Genomic DNA, 17,985 nt, shown 5'->3' on the forward strand with positions numbered 1-17,985 from the left:
ACCTATAAAACTCCTGCAAATGGCCTAATTCGCGCCCTGTTTGGTTAAAATTAGGGTCGTCCACTCACCAATCTTGGCCCTATAGGTCTGATTGAACCCGTTTTGTGAATAAACGAAAACCACTTCATCGGCCTGTTCGTTAAGGATTCCCGACAGGATCGCGTGCCCACCTGGGCGGAGATTCGCTGCCATTTCCGGTGACAAAGCCACCAAAGGCCCTTTGAGGATATTGGCAAAGATCAGATCGTATGGCGCGTGCGCCTTGAGGTCGGGATGGTCGAAACCTGCGGCTTCAACACATTGAACCGCGCCGGACATACCGTTTGCCTTCAGGTTGGCCTCGGCCACTTCAACGGCCACCTCGTCGATATCGCTGGCAATGAAATCACCGTCCCATACCCGGGCTGCCGCCATGGCCAGAACCGCCGTGCCGCAACCGATATCCGCTACTTTGGAGGCACTGAACCCTTCATCCAACAACCGGTCCAGAGCTTTCAGACATCCCAGCGTGGTGCCATGATGTCCGGTGCCAAAGGCCATTGCCGCCTCGATCAGCAGTGGAATGCGACCGTCGGGCAGCTTGTCGGCATCGTGGCTGCCATAAACAAAAAAGCGGCCCGCCTGAACCGGGGCAAGCTCGCGCCGCACATGGGCCACCCAATCGGTTTCAGGCAATTCCGACACAACAAAAGGTTTGGCTTCAAAGGCAACTGCCAGAACGGCCAATGCGGTCTCGTCCGGGGCTTCGGTGAAATATCCACCCACTTCCCACAGACCCGAGCCGTCTTCGACCTCGAACACACCGACGCCGGTGGGTTCGGGCTCCAACCGCTCCATCGCTTCGCCCAGACCTTCGGCGGCTTTCTTACCTGTCAGCGTGGTCAGCGCAGTGAATGTGGGCATGGGGGCCTCCTGTGTCAGTTGGCACTGCGCGTAGGACGGCGCGCCGCCAACGTCAAGCTTTGCGACCTACTCCGCCAGGGCCGGTGCGTACTTGCTCAGGATGGTCTCATTACCCGGTTCGGGGTGGCGTGGGACCAGCAGGGACAACAGCAGAGAAACGACCGCCATAGCCGCCGCAAGGCCAAACACAGCACCTGGTGACACGACCCAGAGCAAACCCAGCAACGCGGGCAAGAAAACCGCGGCGATATGGTTGATCGTGAACGCGACTGCGGCAGTTGGCGCAATATCCGCCGGATCGGCGATTTTCTGAAAATAGGTTTTCAGTGCAAGCGCCAGCGCGAACAGCACATGGTCGATGACATAGAGTATCGCCGCCAACAGCACGCCCCAGCCGAACCAGTAGATGCCACCATAGGCCGCGAACACGATTGCCAGACCGGTATATTCAAAAATCAATGTACGCCGTTCGCCAAACTTGGCCACCGCTTTACCCAGCAACGGAGCAACCATCATGTTGATCATCAGGTTGATCAGATACAGGCTGGTCAGCTCATGAACTTCAAAGCCGAACTTCTCGACCATCATGAACCCGGCAAACACGACAAAAATCTGTCGCCGCGCACCCGCCATGAATTGCAGCGCGTAATACAACCAGTATCGACGGCGTACGATCAGTTTCTTTGTTTGCGGCGTGGGGGCATCGAATTGCGGGAAGGCAAACAGGCAAAACAGGGCCAGCAAAGCTGTTGCACCGCCAGCAGCCATGAAGACAAAGTTGTACGACAGATCGAACCGCTCCCAGGTCAGAACGATCAGCCCGTACACCACCATCGTTGCAGCCGAGCCCATTGCGACCAGCCATCCCAAAATCTGCGGCGCGCGATCCTTGGGAAGCCATTGCAACTGAAGCGACTGGTTTACAGTCTCATAGTAGTGAAACCCGATTGAACTGAACAAGGTCACGAACAGCAATCCGCCAAGGCTTGGGAACCAGGCTGTCAAAGCCGTTGCGATCCCAAGCATCATCAGCGAGATCATGGCCAGCACCTGCTCGCGAATGAAAATGATGACGGCAATCACGCCGACCGCCAGAAAGCCCGGAATCTCGCGCACCGTGTGCAGCAGGCCGATATCGGCCCCGTCGAATTTCGCTGCCTCAATGACGAAGTTGTTCAACAGCGCGCTCCACGCGTTGAACGCGATGGGCATGGTCAAGGCCATCACGAACAGAAGCGTGACAGGGCGACGCCAGAACGGAAGGCTCTGCGCCTCGGCAAGGGGCATGGGTTTCAGCATGAGAGTCCTCTACGCCCATTTCACTGCTTTGGCGAGAGGGAAGCGGTCTGCGCACAATCACCCTGCACAGATGCAGAGGTCAGTAAAAACTTTGTGGGTCGATATCGACGGTCAGGCGAATATCACCCTTGAGACGCAATGGGGCGATCCAGCGGGCAATGGCATCCTGAATCGGCGCCCCTTTGGGGGCTTTCACCAACAAGCGCACTCTGTGGCGGCCGCGTATACGCGCAATGGGTGCAGGCGCGGGGCCAAAGACCTGAGCATCGATAGCGCGTAAGGGCGCATCGTTGCGGGCCATTGCATTGCCGATATCGAAAACCGGGCCGACCTCGGGCCCCGACAACACGATCCCGGCCATGCGACCATAGGGCGGCACACCGGCCGCTTGCCGACCCGCTGCCTCAGCTTTCCAGAACCCTTCCTCATCACCCGACAGAATCGCCCGGATCACCGGATGTTCCGGCTGAAAAGTCTGCAACAGCGCCTGCCCTGGTTTTTCAGCCCGACCGGCACGCCCCGCAACCTGTCGCATCAGTTGAAATGTTCGTTCAGCGGCCCTCAGGTCTGCGCCATGCAGACTGAGATCCGCATCGATCACCCCCACCAATGTCAGTTTGGGAAAGTTGTGCCCCTTGGCCACCAGCTGCGTTCCGATAACGATATCGGCATCCCCGGCCGCAATCTCTTCGATCTTGGCCTTTAGTGCCCGGGCTGAGCCGAACAGATCAGAACTCAGCATGGCGATCTTGGCCTCGGGGAAGGTCGCCTCGGCCTCTTCGGCCAAACGCTCAATGCCCGGCCCTACCGGGGCCAGCTTGCCCTCGACCCCGCAAGAAGGGCAGATCTCGGGCATCGGCTTGGTCTCACCACATTGGTGGCACATCAGGCGCTTGAGAAACCGATGCTCGACCATGCGCGCGTCGCAATGGTCGCAGGCGATCTGTTCACCGCACGCACGGCACAGGGTAACCGGCGCATAGCCACGGCGGTTTATGAACAGCAGCGACTGTTCGCCTTTCTCGATCCGCTGCTGCACCGCTTGCCCCAAAGCCGGAGATATCCACGTTCCGGCCTGCATCTGTTCGGCCCGCATGTCGATGGGCTTCATCTCGGGCAATACCGCCGCGCCGAAACGCGAAGTCAGGTCGATCCGATCATATTTACCTGCCTCGGCATTCGCCCAGCTTTCCAGCGAGGGGGTTGCGCTGGCCAGAATCACCCGCGCGCCGCAGATGGCCGACCGCAGGACCGCCATGTCTCGCGCGCTGTAATGCACCCCGTCTTCCTGTTTGTACGAGGTGTCGTGTTCCTCATCCACCACGACCAGCCCCAGATCGCGAAATGGCAGAAACAGGGCTGACCGCGCGCCAACAACCAGTTGAGCTTCCCCCTGCCCAACCATCCGCCAGACCCGCCTGCGTTCAGTCATGGTCGCGCCCGAATGCCACTCGGCGGGGCGCGCGCCAAACCGCGCCTCAACGCGGGTCAGGAACTCTGCGGTCAGCGCAATTTCCGGCAAAAGGACAAGCGCCTGCCGCCCCATGCGCAGCGCTTCGGCCACGGCCTCCAGATAGACTTCGGTCTTGCCGGAACCCGTCACGCCTTTCAGAAGCGTCGTGCCGTATTTCCCCGTCCGTTGCCCGGCGCGAAGCTGCGCAACCGCACTTGCCTGATCTTCGGTCAGAACCTTTCCCGGTAAGTCGGGATCAAGACGTGGAAACGGCAGGTCACGCGGGCTGTCTTCTTCGCGAACTGCGCCTTGCTTGACCAAGCTTTTGACAACGGACGAAGTTACCCCGGCCTGTTCCGCCAGTTCCTTTAACGTAAATGCCAGCCCACCATAGTCGCGCAACAAATCAAGTACACGGGTTCTGGCGTCGGTCATCCGGTCTGGCAGGGAGGCTCCCAAACGATAGATCTTGCGCATGGAAGGTGGGTCACCCAGCCCCGGCGCGCGGGTCGCCAATCGCAACATCGCGGGCATTGGTGTCAGAGTGTAGTCGGCAACCTTGCCGAGGAATGCCCGCATTTCCTCGCGCATGGGCGCAACTTCAAGCACACGGATCACCGACCGCGCCTTGTTCAGATCGAATCCACCCTGCCCCGGCCCCCAGACAACCCCCAACACCTTGCGCGGACCAAGTGGCACCTCGACAAACGCACCCAGAAAGCATCCTCCTTCCGGTGCTTTGTAATCCAACGTCCGGTCCAGCGGCTGCGTTGTCAGCACCGCAATCAGCTCTCCCTCGTCGAAAAATCCGTTAGCGCTCACAGCATATCCTTTGCAGGGGGTTCCAGCATGGCTCTCTTTGAGGTAAAGCCATCCGCGACCAAGGCCAACCCATCAAAGGACTGCCCTCATGAAATTCTTCGTAGACACTGCCGAGATCGACGCCATCGCTGAACTGAACGACCTGGGCATGGTGGACGGCGTGACCACCAACCCCTCGCTGATTCTGAAATCAGGCCGCGACATTCTGGAAGTGACCAAAGAGATCTGCGATCTGGTCGACGGTCCCGTTTCCGCCGAAGTTGTCGCCACCGAAGCTGATGACATGATCGCCGAGGGCCGCAAGCTGGCCAAGATTGCCCCGAATATCGCAGTGAAGGTTCCACTGACATGGGCCGGTCTGAAAACCTGCAAAACGCTCAGCGACGAAGGGCAGATGGTCAACGTCACCCTGTGCTTTTCGACCAATCAGGCGATTCTGGCTGCAAAAGCAGGTGCGACCTTCATTTCGCCCTTCATCGGCCGTCTGGACGATATCAACCTGGATGGCATGGATCTGATCGCCGACATCCGTCAGGTCTATGACAATTACGGATTCGAAACCGAAATTCTGGCTGCTTCGATCCGCACCGTGAACCACGTCACCGAAAGTGCCCGCATTGGTGCGGACGTCATCACCGCGCCGCCAGCCGTGATCAAGAAACTGGCCGATCACCCGCTGACCGACAAAGGTCTGGAAACCTTTCTGGCAGACTGGGCCAAAACCGGTCAGAAAATCCTCTGATCTGGTTTGCAACCGCGCGGCGCTATCAGGCGCCGCGCACGGCCCAACGGCCCAAAGCCTGATCTACGATCAGGCGCGGCAGGCGGGAGCCTATCCGCCACAGCATCCGGGGAAATCCACTCTTGCGTGCATTTTTCCCAAGGCAAATCCGGTTCGGCATGTTATAAGCCGCCCAACAAAAAAAGACCGGACAGGACATGAGCAGCAATCCCAAACTCGAGGATAATCTCCGCGCGGCAATTCTGGCCGAGCCCGACGTCGTTCTGGATGACAAGGACCTGATGCAAGCACTTGTGGCCGCGAACGAACGCGCCCGAGGTGACAATGTGATCGATCTGCGTGGCATCGCCATGCAGCGGCTAGAGGCGCGGTTGGACCGGCTGGAAGACACTCACCGCTCGGTCATCGCTGCGGCCTATGAAAACCTTGCAGGCACCAATCAGGTTCACCGCGCGATTTTGCGCCTGCTGGAACCGGTCGAATTCGAGGATTTCCTGCGCGCCCTTGGCACCGATGTCGCAAATATCCTGCGGGTTGACCACATCACGCTGGTTCTGGAAACCACCGTGGTTCAGAACGATCCTGCCGTGGACAGGCTTGGAGGCGTTCTGACGATCGCAGAGCCCGGCTTTATCAACCAATACCTGACCAATGGTCGCGGTGGCCCTGTCCGAGACGTGACCTTGCGCGAAACTCATCAGCCGAACCGACGTGTTTTCGGCGCGCTGGCGGATCAGTTGCGCTCGGAAGCCTGCCTGAAGCTGGACCTCGGTCCGGGTCGCCTGCCGGGCATGATCGTCATGGGGGCCCGTGATCCGCGGCATTTCACACCGCAACTCGGCACCGATCTTTTAACCTTCTTTTCCGGCGTATTCGAACGCTCGATGCGCCACTGGCTGTCGTGAACCTGATCTCACCCGCCTGCCGCGACGCGCTCCAGCACTGGCTGGACACTCTGGGCGCGCTGGCGGGGCGGTCGCAAAACACGCAAACCGCCTATCGCGGCGATGTCACCGAGTTCCTGTCTTTCATGACCCTACATCACGCGGAGCGGCAGGGGCTGAAGGCGCTGGAACGGATCACCGTGGCGGACATGCGCGCCTGGATGGCGGATCAGCGCAACGGGGATATTGGCGCGCGATCCCTGGCGCGCAAGCTTTCTGCTGTCAAAAGCTTCTATCGTTGGCTGGCCGAGCGAGAGGGGTTTGAACCCACCGCCGTTCTGTCGACCCGCGCGCCCAAATTCACCAAGAAACTGCCCCGCCCTCTGGCCGAAGACGCCGCGCGCGCCATGATTGACACGGTCGAGCTGCAATCTGTGTCCGACTGGGTTGCGGCCCGTGATGTTGCGGTTGTCACCCTGCTTTATGGATGCGGCCTGCGGATATCTGAGGCCTTGTCTCTGACCGGTGCAGACGCGCCCTTGCCCGAGACATTGCGCATTGTCGGGAAGGGTGACAAGGAACGGATCGTTCCGGTTCTTCCCGCCGCCCGAGACGCGGTTGACCGATATCTTCAGCTTTGCCCCCACCCGCAAGCGAAGGACGCATCCTTGTTCCGGGGCGCTCGTGGCGGCCCGCTGAACCCGCGCGCGATTCAAGGCGTCATGGCCAAGGCACGGATGCAACTGGGGCTACCTTCAACCGCCACACCTCATGCCATGCGACACAGCTTTGCCACCCATCTGCTGTCCGCAGGAGGAGATCTGCGGGCCATTCAGGAACTGTTAGGGCACGCCTCATTGTCAACCACACAGACCTATACCGCCGTGGATACTGCACGGCTTATGGAAGTCTACAACCGTGCGCATCCAAAGGCGTGACTGACACATCGATCAGAAACCTCGGGCTTTTGGTTTGCATCTCTGGCGTGCATCGGTCATGACCCTAGCATGACACTCAGATTCAAAGCTCTTGCCGTACATCTTTTCACTGCCACTGGCGCCGTCTTCGCAATGCTGGCCATGCTGGCCGCAGTGGAAGAGAAATGGAGCCTCATGTACCTTTGGCTGGTCGTATCCTTCGTTGTTGATGGCATCGATGGCCCGTTGGCGCGGCACTATCACGTCAAGAAAAACGCACCCGAGTTTGACGGCGTCTTGCTGGATCTGATCATCGATTATCTGACCTATGTGTTCATCCCGGCCTTTGCGTTGTTCAAGTCCGGATTGATGGATGGGTGGACCGGCTGGTTCGCAATCATCGTCATCACCTTCGCCAGCGCGATGTATTTCGCGGACACTCGCATGAAAACCAAGGACAATTCCTTTTCAGGCTTTCCCGGATGCTGGAACATGTTCGTTGTCGTGATCTTCGCGCTGGAGCCCAATTTCTGGATCATCCTGCTGCTGGTCACGCTGTTGTCGCTTGCGATGTTTCTGCCTTTGAAATTCGTTCACCCCGTGCGCACCGAGCGTTGGCGCAGTCTGACCTTGCCGGTCGCCCTTGCGTGGACGTTCTTTGCGGGCTGGGCCGCATGGGTCGATTTTCATCCCGAAAGCTGGGCCCACTGGGGTCTGGTCCTCGCCAGTCTGTACCTGACATTTGCAGGTATCGCACAGCAGGTGGTGCCGCAGCGCCGTACCTGATACGAGCGCTGCCGGACCCGGTTCAAAGAACGTCCTGAACCTCAAATTCAGTGCCATTATGGGTAAAGACGTCACCCGCGCGCAGACCAGCCATGGCCAGATAGATCGGGCTTTGCGTCGAGATCCCCATATACGTATCTCCGCCCACTTCGAACCGGGTCGTCGAAACACAGACAACAAAGCTGCGGTTGTTGAACCTGATCACCGATCCCGGCCTAACTGTATCTGTCAGACCAAAATCGGTATTCTCGATCACATCGATCTTGGCATGATGTGCATGAACAGGCGCGTCAAACGCAGCCGCCAAATCGGCATTTTCGCGCGATGCGGCTATGTCATCCTTGTCGTGGCCTTCCCGGTCGTCCAGTTGGGCATCCTTCAGAAACGCATCGTAATGGGCCTGCGCCGTTGCAAGCTCCTCCGCCTCAAGCGACATCAACCGGTCGATAATGGCCTTCTTTTTGGCTGCGCGATCTTTTTCGGTGCTCATTCAATGCGATCCTTCAAATTCAACAACGGTTATAAGTTGTGCTTCCTAGAACCGGATTGCAACCGAATTTCGAGGCTCAGATCAAAAGACCCGCCGCCCGTTCATGCCGCAGAAGTGCAACCTTTGTCTCGATCCCGCCGCACCCGGAAAACCCGCCCAGCCCATTGGCAGCCAGCACCCGGTGGCAGGGAATAATAACGGGAATCGGGTTTGCCCCACAGGCCTGACCGACCGGTTGCGCCGGTTGTCCCAGCGCCTTGGCGATATCCCCGTAGGTGCGCGTTTCCCCAAGGGGAATGGCATACATAAGATCACAGACCTGTCTTTGAAACTGCGATCCATGAATGCGGTAGGGCAGATCGAAACGGGCAAGCCGCCCAGCGTCATAGGCCGCCAACTGCGCCGCCGCCTCGCGCAGCAGAGCGGTCGGCTCGCCGTCGTCCTGACCGTCCCAGACCAACCGCGTGAGGGCGCCATCCGTTTCCTCGATCCCAAGTCTTCCGAACTGAGTATCAACTGCAATCATCGCCATGGGCTGACGGTTTCAGATCAATCCTCCAAGTTCAAGTGGGGAAGCCACGGGGGTCTGCGCGACGCGCGGATTTTGCGAAATGCGGCAATCATGTTAGTTTGGCCGCATTGTCAAAAAGAGATTTGGAGCATGGGATGGGTCGTCATTTGATCCTGACGGTTCACGGAATTGGCGAACAAATACCCGGTGAGACCGTCGATCAGGTGGTCGGGGCCGCGACAACCTGGCTGGATGGCAATCCCGAACCACCGATTGAGGTTCAGCGCGGGATGATCGAGCTGGCCGAAACAACCTTCGACGGCACGCGCCGAAGCGCAAAACTATTCCCGGTCAACCTGCGCAAGGTGACGAAACCGTCAGCACCGCAGGACGAGGCCATGTTTGCCGAGGTTTTCTGGGCCGACCGCTCGCCTGCCCCGAAAGGAGCCATTAAGACAGCATTGGACCTGATCTGGGTTGTTCTCGCGCTGGGTTATCTGGCCATGGACAATGCCGAACAAACGCATAGCCGCGCGGATGTGGCCGCGGACCAAGCCAACGGCAGGAACACTTTGGCCGCCTGGTTGGTTCACCTTTTTACCTGGGTTTTCTTCGGCGCAGTCGCGACTCTGAATGCCTATCTACTGATCGGAGCGGTCGCGGTGATGGTTGATCGCGTTCCCGGGATTTTCTTTCAAAGCACGATCCTGCTGTTCTGGCTCTTGTTCACGCTTTATGCCGGAGGGGCCGCATACGGACTAAGGCGCAGTTTTACAGCCCCGACTTATCTGAGACGCGTATTCTGGCGCGGCATTTTCGGGATGGGGTTCTTGCTGCTGATCTGCCTGATCATAGGTCCGCTTGGTCTGGAAATCCGAGCCTGCACACCCTTGCCGGATAGCCCAGCTTGCCCTTCGGCGCTGGAGCAGTTTGTAGCTTTTCAGGTTTACCTGCTGGCTTTCTTCTGGGCTTCGCTGATCTTCATGACAATCATTTTGTACGTGCTTTCTGCGACCAGGCTTGATGAAAAGGTTCAGTCAGACAATCTGAAAGAACACAGGCGGCTGTACCCCAGCATTTGTGCAGGCATGCTGGTGTTCTGGATGTTCTTTATATCCGGGTTGTGGCTAATGCTGCGGGAAATGCTCGACACGGTTCCGGGGCTGTCGGATGGAAAACTGACCGGTCTGTTTGACAATTTCCTCAGTGACTCCATCGAAACACTCAGTGTTGCCTTTGCGGCAATTGTCCTTCTTGCATTTGTCGGCGTTGGCCTTTTTGCCGGTCGCAGAAGGTTGAAGGCAAACCTGCATATCCGCGACGGGCTGATCAGTCGCGCCATCCTCAATCGTTTTGCACAATGGGTCTTTTTGTTCGGTGCAATCGTACTGGCGATGGTCACTATCCGAGAGATCGCGACGAGCCAGCACGTCGATCCCCTGTGCCAGATCGGAACGGATAATTGCAACCTGATTGGCCGGGTTCTGAACAAACTGGCAAGTTTACAGGGCGAGATCGGCCTGATCGTCCTGGGCGCAACAGCATTGATGTACCGCTTTTCCGATTTCGTCGCAGCAGGGCTGGGCGTGGCAAGAGACATCGTCACCTATGCCATTCGCGACAAGTGTTTACTGAAAGCAGACCTGAAAACGAGGCTGCGCAATTATCCCGATCGCAAGGCGATAGATGAACGGTTTTATCGTGCACTGCATTACGTGGTGGATATCTTTGCCGCGGACCACATCACTGTGATTTCACACTCGCAGGGCACGGTGATTGCCACGCAGATGCTGGCTGATCCACGCGTGCAAAAGCTTATCAATGGGCGCAACGTGACGCTGATTACGATGGGCTGTCCTGTGACCCATATCTATCAGCGCTATTTTCCCGAGATGTTCACAGTCGTTCCCAAAAACCTGAACGCCGCATGGTTCAACATCTTCAGGCAGGATGACTTTGTAGGGACCGAGATCGAAGGCGGGCTGATATCCGCAAACCGCAACATTCCGGTCGAGCCCGGTGGTCACACCGGATATTTCACGGATTATCAAGTTTGGAAGGTCCTGAAGGATCCTGCCATAGGCTTTGACCTGTTCAGCCCGACACCTCAGAAAAAAACAGACATAATCCGGCAAAACGCCCCCTCGAATGTACCCAAGGGGGCGTATTAGTTTACCCCAAAGCCTCATCGCAGCGTCGGCAAACTCCGGTGTGGGTGTGACGGTTCACGTCAGGCAGGATTTTCCAGCAACGCTGACATTTCTCGCCTTCTGCTTTTTCGAACACGACGGCCACGCCTTCGATTTCGGGCACACGGAACGCCTCGGCAGGGGCCGGGTCGCCGGTCACGGTCAGGCCCGAGGTGATGCACATGTCGTCCACGTCGAACGTGGCCAGCAGATCGCGGGTATCGCCATCATCGACATGCACGATCGGGGCCGCTTCGAGGCTTGAGCCGATCACCTTGTCCTGGCGCTGGATTTCCAGCGCGGCAGTTACGGCCCGGCGCACTCGGCGCACCTTTCCCATGTTGGCCTCAAGCTCGGCATCGCGCCAATCGGCAGGTGTGTCCGGGAAGTCGACCAAATGGACCGAGCTATCATCGCCCGAGAAGCGCTCCAACCAGACCTCTTCCATGGTGAAAACCAGAACCGGTGCCAGCCACGTGGTCAGGCGATGGAACAGGATATCCAACACCGTCCGCGCAGCACGACGGCGCGGCGTGTCGCCGTCACAATAAAGAGCATCCTTGCGAACGTCGAAATAGAAGGACGACAGATCAACCGTGGCAAAGGTAAAGACCGCACTGAATACGCCCTGGAAATCAAAAGACGCATAGCCCTTGCGCACCTGCTCATCCAATTCCGCCAGCCGACTGAGCACCCAGCGTTCCAGACGCGGCATATCTTCGGGCGCGACGCGATCGGCCTCGGTGAAATCCGCCAGCGAGCCCAGCATAAACCGCATGGTGTTGCGCAGACGGCGATAGCTGTCGGCGGTGCCTTTCAGGATCTCCGGCCCGATCCGCTGGTCGGCGGTATAGTCGGTCTGTGCCACCCACAGACGCAGGATATCGGCACCATATTGTTTGACGACCTCTTCCGGCACAATCGTGTTACCCAGCGACTTGGACATCTTGTTGCCCTTGGCATCCAGCGTGAAACCATGGGTGACGACGTTCCGATATGGCGCGCGGCCCTTGGTGCCGCAAGCCTGCAGCATCGACGAGTGGAACCAGCCGCGGTGCTGGTCGGTGCCTTCCATATAGACATCGGCGATACCATCCTCGGTCCCGTCCTCGCGATCGCGCAGAACGAACGCGTGGGTCGAACCAGAATCGAACCACACATCCAGAACATCAAAGACCTGTTCGTAATCGTCCGGGTTGTCGATGCCGTCTAGGATCTTCTCTTTGAACCCGTCGGTGTACCAGATATCCGCGCCGTCTTTCTCGAACGCCGCTTTGATGCGCGCGTTGAGCTCGGCGTTGCGCAGCAGGTAATCCGCGTCGGTTGGCAAGGCACCTTTCTTGGTGAAACAGGTCAGCGGCACGCCCCAGGCACGCTGGCGCGAGAGAACCCAGTCCGGGCGCGCTTCGATCATCGAATAGAGGCGATTGCGACCGGTCTGCGGCGTCCACTTCACCAACTCGTCGATCGAGCGCAGCGCACGTTCGCGGATGGTGTCCCCCATCTCACCCATGCCGTCGTCCAGCTTGCGGTCAACGGATGCAAACCACTGCGGCGTGTTGCGATAGATGATCGGCGCCTTCGAGCGCCATGAATGCGGATAGCTGTGCTTGATCTTGCCGCGCGCCAGCAGCCCGCCAACTTCGGCCAGCTTGTCGATGACGGCCTTGTTCGCGTCACCCTCACCGCCTTTGCGGGACAGAATGTATTTGCCACCGAAAAATGGCAGGTCAGCGCGGAAGCTACCGTCATCCATCACGTTATAGGTGATGACCTGCTCCAACATACCCAGATCGCGGTACAGCTCGAATTCCTCCATACCGTGTGACGGCGCACAATGAACGAAACCGGTGCCTTCGGTATCGGTCACGAAGTCAGCCGCGCGGAAGTCGCGGATATCGTCCCATTCGCCATTACCACCTTCGGCACCGGCCAGTGGGTGGGTCAGTTGAACACCTTCAAGTTCATCGGTGGCGACATCACGTACACGGGTCCACTGATCATCGTTCAAACGGGCACGACCCAGCACATCTGCGGCCAAATTGTCAGCCAGCAGGAACCTGTCACCCACATTGGCCCAGCATTCCTCAGGCGCGCCAGTGACTTCGTACAGGCCGTAAGAGATGTCTTTGCCATACACGACCGCTTTGTTCGACGGCATAGTCCAGGGAGTGGTGGTCCAGATTACGACGAACGCATCATCCAGATCACCCGCGTTCACGACCTTGAACTTCACCCAGATGGTAAAGCTTTCCTTGTCGTGATACTCGACCTCGGCCTCGGCCAGCGCTGTCTTCTCGATGGGCGACCACATCACGGGTTTCGAGCCCTGATACAGCGTGCCGTTCATCAGGAATTTCATGAACTCGTCGGCAATTACGGCCTCGGCATGGAAGTCCATCGTGATGTAGGGATCAGGCCAGTTGCCGGTGATGCCCAGGCGCTTGAACTCTTCCCGCTGGATGTCGATCCAGCCTTCGGCGAACTTGCGGCATTCCTGACGGAAATCGACGATGTTCACCTCGTCCTTGTTCTTGCCTTTCTTGCGGTACTGTTCTTCGATCTTCCATTCGATCGGCAGGCCGTGGCAGTCCCAACCGGGCACGTAACGCGCGTCAAAGCCCATCATCTGATGGGAGCGCACGATCATGTCCTTGATCGTCTTGTTCAGTGCGTGGCCGATATGCAGGTGGCCATTCGCATAGGGGGGGCCGTCGTGCAGAGTAAAGGGTTTGCGCCCCGTTTTCTCGCGCAGGCGGTCATAGACACCGATGGTCTCCCACCGCTCCAGCCATGCGGGTTCGCGTGCAGGCAGGCCCGCGCGCATGGGGAAATCGGTTTTGGGCAGGTTCAGCGTGTCTTTATAGTCAGGCGTTTGGGTCGTGTCGGCGCACATTTTGAGCGTCCTTTGGATGATCTGGTCGTACTAGGATCGAAGCGGTCGGTGCGAATTCTCAAACACCTTTGCCCGGCGTCTCAGAGGGTCAGAGCGCCGGGGATATAATTCGAATAATGATGGCTGTCCGGTCATACATGGCCGCGCTTATAAGACGCCTGCCTTCAATGGTCCAGAGGTTCCGGCCCATGCGGCGAATGGCGCAGCTTGGCCCAGCGATTCAACCATGCCAGACCGGCCAACCCAAGCCCCAGCGCCAGCAGTGAGAACACGCGGATCAGCCCGCCCAAACCGGCAATATCGATCAGAAAGACCTTGGCCACCGCCAGCCCGATCACCACCAGCCCCGCCTTGCGCATCACATCCGAACCGCGTGCCAGAGATTGGTAGAACAGCACCGCCCCAACCAGCAGCAGAACAAGGGTATATGTATAAAGCTCGGGCTGCGTGACGCCGTTACCTTCAAACATGCCTGCTGCGCCCTGCCAGACATGGCGGATAGTCAGGCCAAACCACACAGCAATCAACGCACCCGCAATGGCGTAGCTAGCCAGCCTGATCTGCTTTGGCATGTCCTTGATCCGCCAGGCCGAGAATCCAATGGTCAGTGCGGGCACCAGATAGGCAAGGACAAGGGTGTTCAGAACCGGTGGGCCAAGCACCGGGTCGGCGTTGGGGTTCAGAAGCGGGTTTTGGTCGGTCAAAGCCAGGGTCAGACGGAACACGCCATGACCGGCAAAGAACGCCGCCAACACGTACCGTGCATAATTTAGCTTGCCACCCAGCCCAAACCTCTGAACCTGAGCGAAGGCCAGCAGCAGCCAGATGACCGCCAGCAGGCCCAGACCCCAATGGCTGTTGTCGGCCCCGCCTTCACCGAAACCTTCAAGCCACCGCAGTAGCAACAGGGACAGCAGAATGCCGCCCGTCGCCCATGCCGCGCTTTCCAGCAACAGTGCTGCAACCGGCCGCTGCAAGGGACGCAACAGCCACCAGCCAGCCACGAAACCCAACGTGGCCGCACCATAGACCATCGCCATTTCGGGCACCGGGGCCGCATTGGCCCAGTCCAGACCCGGGTCAAGCACCAAGCGCACCGTGACGGTAAAGACACCGGCCCAGATAAACCAACTCATCTGCGGCAAGGTGAACCTGCGATCCAAGGCTGCTGCTGCGACGATGCTGGCCACCAGCGCAATCGTCAGCGCGGCCGAGCTGAGCACGATGACGCAAGCAAAGACCAGACAAGACAACGCGGACAACGTGGCCAGAGCGGCCCGCATCCGGTCGTCGCCATCGGCGCGACCAAAACGCCCGGCCAGAACCACCATCAGAATTGCCAGGACAATCGCGTGCAGGGCCCAGGCGTACGCACCGATAACCTTGGCAGGATGCCAGCCCAATTCCAAGGCGATGGCCAGCGCTGGTGCAAGAATTACAGCGCCCCCGGCCCAGATTGCACTATACTGGTTTGCCCTGAATGACCGCCATGCCATCAAAATCGACATGAGCGCGCCCAAAGCAACCAGCGCGGTGGCTGCCATCGGAAAGTCGGCCTCGGGTGTCTCGGCATAGGTGTCGGTGAAACTGCGCAGAACTGCGCCGTATTCCAGGCCGTGAGAGGCCACAAAAAACACAAGGCCCGTCGCAGGCAGGACGGTCAGATCCTGTAACGCAGGCGCATCCTTGGCCCACAAAAGCAGTGCCAGAAGCAGGACGGACAGCAGGCAGACACCCAACCAGAATTCAGCCGCTGAGTCTGCCCAATGCCAGGACAGGATCGCGGCACTGGCCGCAATCGCTCCGGCGGCGAGCCGAGTTGGAAACTCGGGCCACGGGCGGGTTCTGGGATTGCGGATCACCTGAGACATCATGCGCCCTGCATGATCGGGCCAAACGCGCCGTACCGGAATGGCCGTTGCCAGCAGTGCCAGCACTGTTGTCGCGACCAGATATCCCGGTTCCGTATTCGGAGCCCCACTTATCAAAAGCAGGTTTGCCGCATAAACCCCGACCAACGTCAGAACCGAAATCCACGCCCAACGCCGCACCGTGTCGATACCCAGCCCCAAAACGGCAACCAAAAGAAAATAGGCATAGAGCCACGAGGGATCGTCAGATGCGCCTCCAACCAGAAAGGGTGCGGCAAAAGCTCCGATCAGTCCAACCGCAGCAAGCAGCGGGCCGTGGAACCACCCCAGAACAAGACCAACAAACGCGACAACGACCATCCCTGCCAATGCCGTCTCGGCCCCGATCAAGCCATAGAGCTGCCGCGCAGACAGGATGGCGCCGAACAAGGTAACAAGGCCGGCCCCGGAAAAGACCGATGGCAAATAGGCAGTGGCCACCGCTTCGTCATCCCCGAACCTGCGGCGCAGAACCTCACCCCCGATAATCAAAACCGAGCCGAAGCCAAGCGCGGCAAAAACGCGGGCCGCCGGAGGTAACAATCCGTTCTCAACGCCATATTGCACGAGGAAAATACCGGCCAATGCCAGCGACAGTGCTGAGACCGCGTAAAACCAGTTCTCACGCAGCCACGCGCCCAGCGCGGCAAACCTGTCATGGCGAAATACAATTGCAGGCGTAGCGGCCTCGGTGTTTACATCTTCGGCACTTTCGTCTTCCTGCCGCTTTGGCGCGTCCCACGGCCCCGGGCTGTGAACCTGTTCCTCTGCCATAGGTTGCGGTGCAGGTGCATCCTGTTCCGGTTGCAGCGATGCAAGCGCATCGCCCGACACCAACGCATTGATCTGCGCTTCCAGTTGTTCGACCCGGCGACGCAATCGGGAATGCCCGACCAGAAGTGCAATCAATGTCACCGGGATGGCCAGAACAACCAGGCCAATAAGAACAAGCAACGTTTCCAACCGAGTCTCTCCGATCCGTAATTTCGGCCAAGCTATCTTGTGCTGTCGGTCAGCAACAGTCAGGAAAGCCGTGACAAAGTCTAAAGTACCGAAATCGCCGGACGGGCGATCATCAGCCACAGGATAGTCAAAACCGCCAGAAACGCCGGAACCCCGCAGGCGAACCAGAACCGAAACAAGCGGTGATACTCCGGTGGCAGTTGCGTTCCCCGCTCTGCCGCCATTCGCGCGTCGTCGCGCAACCGGATTTGAATCCAAACCACCGGCAGGACCTTTGCCCCTTGCTCAAGATTGCGCCCCATGCCCTGAACTCTGGCACCTGCGGCTGACAACGCCCGCGTGACGGCGGCGCCAATGAACCCATAAGCACCCAGAACCAATACGCTCTTTCCAGAAAGCTCGTGATCTGCCATCGGCCTTTGCACCCGTTTTGCACTACTCTACCTATCCGGGTAGGTTTGACCAGTCGCGACCACCGAGCTGCGACATTTATGGATGGAACAGAGACCCGACGAGATACGCGATCAGTGCCGCCAGACCACCGATCAACAGCGTTTCGATACCTGACCGCCACCAGGGCGCTAACGACCACCGGCTTTTGAACGCACCAATCGCAAAGAAGACCCCCATGGTCATCCAGACCGACATCTCAAAAGCGTTCTCCACCGACGCAAAAAACGGCAACAGCGGGATCATCCCGGCCACAAGGAACGCGAAAAACGTGGCCAACGCGGCTTTCATCGGATGCGGGTCGACACTGCCCAGCCCATATTCACCCTCGATCATCAGGTTGACCCAATGTTCGTGGCTCGATGTGATCGCGGTGGTAGCTTCGTTCAGAATTTCCCCTGACAACCCTTTTTGTGACAGAATTTCACGGACCTCCTCGCGCTCGCCGTCGGGGTAGAGTGCGATGTGGCGTTCCTCGATCGCCCGAATGCGCCGTATGTTGTCCAGTTCGGCCTTGGTGCCCGAGTAATTCCCGGCAGCCATTGAAAACCCGTCCGCCAGAACGTTTGCCAAACCAAGTGCCACGATAACAAACGGGGAAAGACCCGCCCCCGCGACACCGGCAACAATGGCAAACGTGGTGACGGAACCATCAATGCCGCCATACACAACGTCGCGTAACACACCGCGCCCAGGCGGAGCGTTGATCCGGTCGGCAATTTCCTGCGGACTGTGACCGTGATCCGTCATGGTTTGCTCCTATTTTTCAC

The 17,985-nt window shown here is 58.6% G+C and carries 14 protein-coding genes; 5 read left to right on the forward strand and 9 right to left on the reverse strand.

Annotation, left to right across the window (positions count from 1 at the left end; genetic code table 11):
• Positions 1 to 24: 24 nt before the first annotated feature.
• The 3 genes from I9182_RS10515 to I9182_RS10525 form a co-directional block, all read right to left on the reverse strand.
• Positions 25 to 903 carry a 50S ribosomal protein L11 methyltransferase gene (locus I9182_RS10515; protein ID WP_209598198.1) on the reverse strand — a complete coding sequence of 293 codons (879 nt, stop codon included), beginning with the start codon at positions 901 to 903 and terminating at the stop codon, positions 25 to 27.
• A 66-nt stretch (positions 904 to 969) separates the two neighbouring features.
• Complete coding sequence (locus I9182_RS10520; RefSeq protein WP_209505491.1) at positions 970 to 2,202, reverse strand: MFS transporter; 1,233 nt, start codon at positions 2,200 to 2,202, stop codon at positions 970 to 972.
• Positions 2,203 to 2,281: 79 nt separating this feature from the next.
• Entirely contained in the window at positions 2,282 to 4,477 is a 2,196-nt protein-coding gene (locus I9182_RS10525) for a primosomal protein N' (protein ID WP_209598199.1), read from the reverse strand.
• 88 nt (positions 4,478 to 4,565) lie between these two features.
• On the opposite strand from I9182_RS10525, the gene fsa reads away from it, so the two are divergent.
• From fsa to I9182_RS10545, 4 genes are all read left to right on the forward strand, one after another.
• A complete protein-coding gene (gene fsa / locus I9182_RS10530; RefSeq protein WP_209505487.1) occupies positions 4,566 to 5,219 on the forward strand; it encodes a fructose-6-phosphate aldolase in 654 nt (217 codons plus the stop codon).
• Between the two features lie 197 nt (positions 5,220 to 5,416).
• Entirely contained in the window at positions 5,417 to 6,124 is a 708-nt protein-coding gene (locus tag I9182_RS10535; protein ID WP_209505485.1) for a DUF484 family protein, read from the forward strand.
• A complete protein-coding gene (locus I9182_RS10540) occupies positions 6,121 to 7,041 on the forward strand; it encodes a tyrosine recombinase XerC (protein WP_209598200.1) in 921 nt (306 codons plus the stop codon). The genes I9182_RS10535 and I9182_RS10540 overlap by 4 nt, the downstream gene beginning before the upstream one ends.
• Positions 7,042 to 7,110: 69 nt before the next feature.
• Complete coding sequence (locus I9182_RS10545) at positions 7,111 to 7,806, forward strand: CDP-alcohol phosphatidyltransferase family protein (RefSeq protein WP_209598201.1); 696 nt, start codon at positions 7,111 to 7,113, stop codon at positions 7,804 to 7,806.
• 22 nt (positions 7,807 to 7,828) lie between these two features.
• On the opposite strand, the gene I9182_RS10550 is transcribed toward I9182_RS10545, so the two are convergent.
• Together I9182_RS10550 and I9182_RS10555 are read right to left on the reverse strand one after the other, a co-directional pair.
• Complete coding sequence (locus tag I9182_RS10550; protein ID WP_209505479.1) at positions 7,829 to 8,296, reverse strand: hypothetical protein; 468 nt, start codon at positions 8,294 to 8,296, stop codon at positions 7,829 to 7,831.
• A 76-nt stretch (positions 8,297 to 8,372) separates the two neighbouring features.
• Positions 8,373 to 8,828, reverse strand: a complete 456-nt coding sequence (locus I9182_RS10555) for a methylated-DNA--[protein]-cysteine S-methyltransferase (RefSeq protein ID WP_209505477.1) — start codon at positions 8,826 to 8,828, stop codon at positions 8,373 to 8,375.
• Between the two features lie 134 nt (positions 8,829 to 8,962).
• Here I9182_RS10555 and I9182_RS10560 point away from each other — a divergent pair, with 134 nt between their 5' ends.
• On the forward strand, positions 8,963 to 10,978 hold the full coding sequence (locus tag I9182_RS10560) for a hypothetical protein (RefSeq protein WP_209598202.1): 2,016 nt from the start codon (positions 8,963 to 8,965) through the stop codon (positions 10,976 to 10,978).
• A gap of 1 nt (position 10,979) precedes the next feature.
• On the opposite strand, the gene ileS is transcribed toward I9182_RS10560, so the two are convergent.
• The 4 genes from ileS to I9182_RS10580 form a co-directional block, all read right to left on the reverse strand.
• Positions 10,980 to 13,892: an isoleucine--tRNA ligase gene (gene ileS, locus I9182_RS10565; RefSeq protein WP_209598203.1), complete on the reverse strand. Its 2,913-nt coding sequence runs from the start codon at positions 13,890 to 13,892 to the stop codon at positions 10,980 to 10,982.
• 164 nt (positions 13,893 to 14,056) lie between these two features.
• Entirely contained in the window at positions 14,057 to 16,885 is a 2,829-nt protein-coding gene (locus I9182_RS10570; protein WP_348540395.1) for a DUF2339 domain-containing protein, read from the reverse strand.
• Positions 16,846 to 17,178: a DUF2269 family protein gene (locus I9182_RS20610; RefSeq protein ID WP_209598204.1), complete on the reverse strand. Its 333-nt coding sequence runs from the start codon at positions 17,176 to 17,178 to the stop codon at positions 16,846 to 16,848. Before I9182_RS20610 ends, I9182_RS10570 begins: the two co-directional genes overlap by 40 nt.
• Positions 17,179 to 17,254: 76 nt before the next feature.
• Complete coding sequence (locus I9182_RS10580) at positions 17,255 to 17,965, reverse strand: VIT1/CCC1 transporter family protein (RefSeq protein WP_209598205.1); 711 nt, start codon at positions 17,963 to 17,965, stop codon at positions 17,255 to 17,257.
• Positions 17,966 to 17,985 lie beyond the last annotated feature (20 nt).

The organism is Ruegeria sp. HKCCSP351, from assembly GCF_017872535.1.
In the GTDB taxonomy this organism is placed as follows: domain Bacteria; phylum Pseudomonadota; class Alphaproteobacteria; order Rhodobacterales; family Rhodobacteraceae; genus Ruegeria.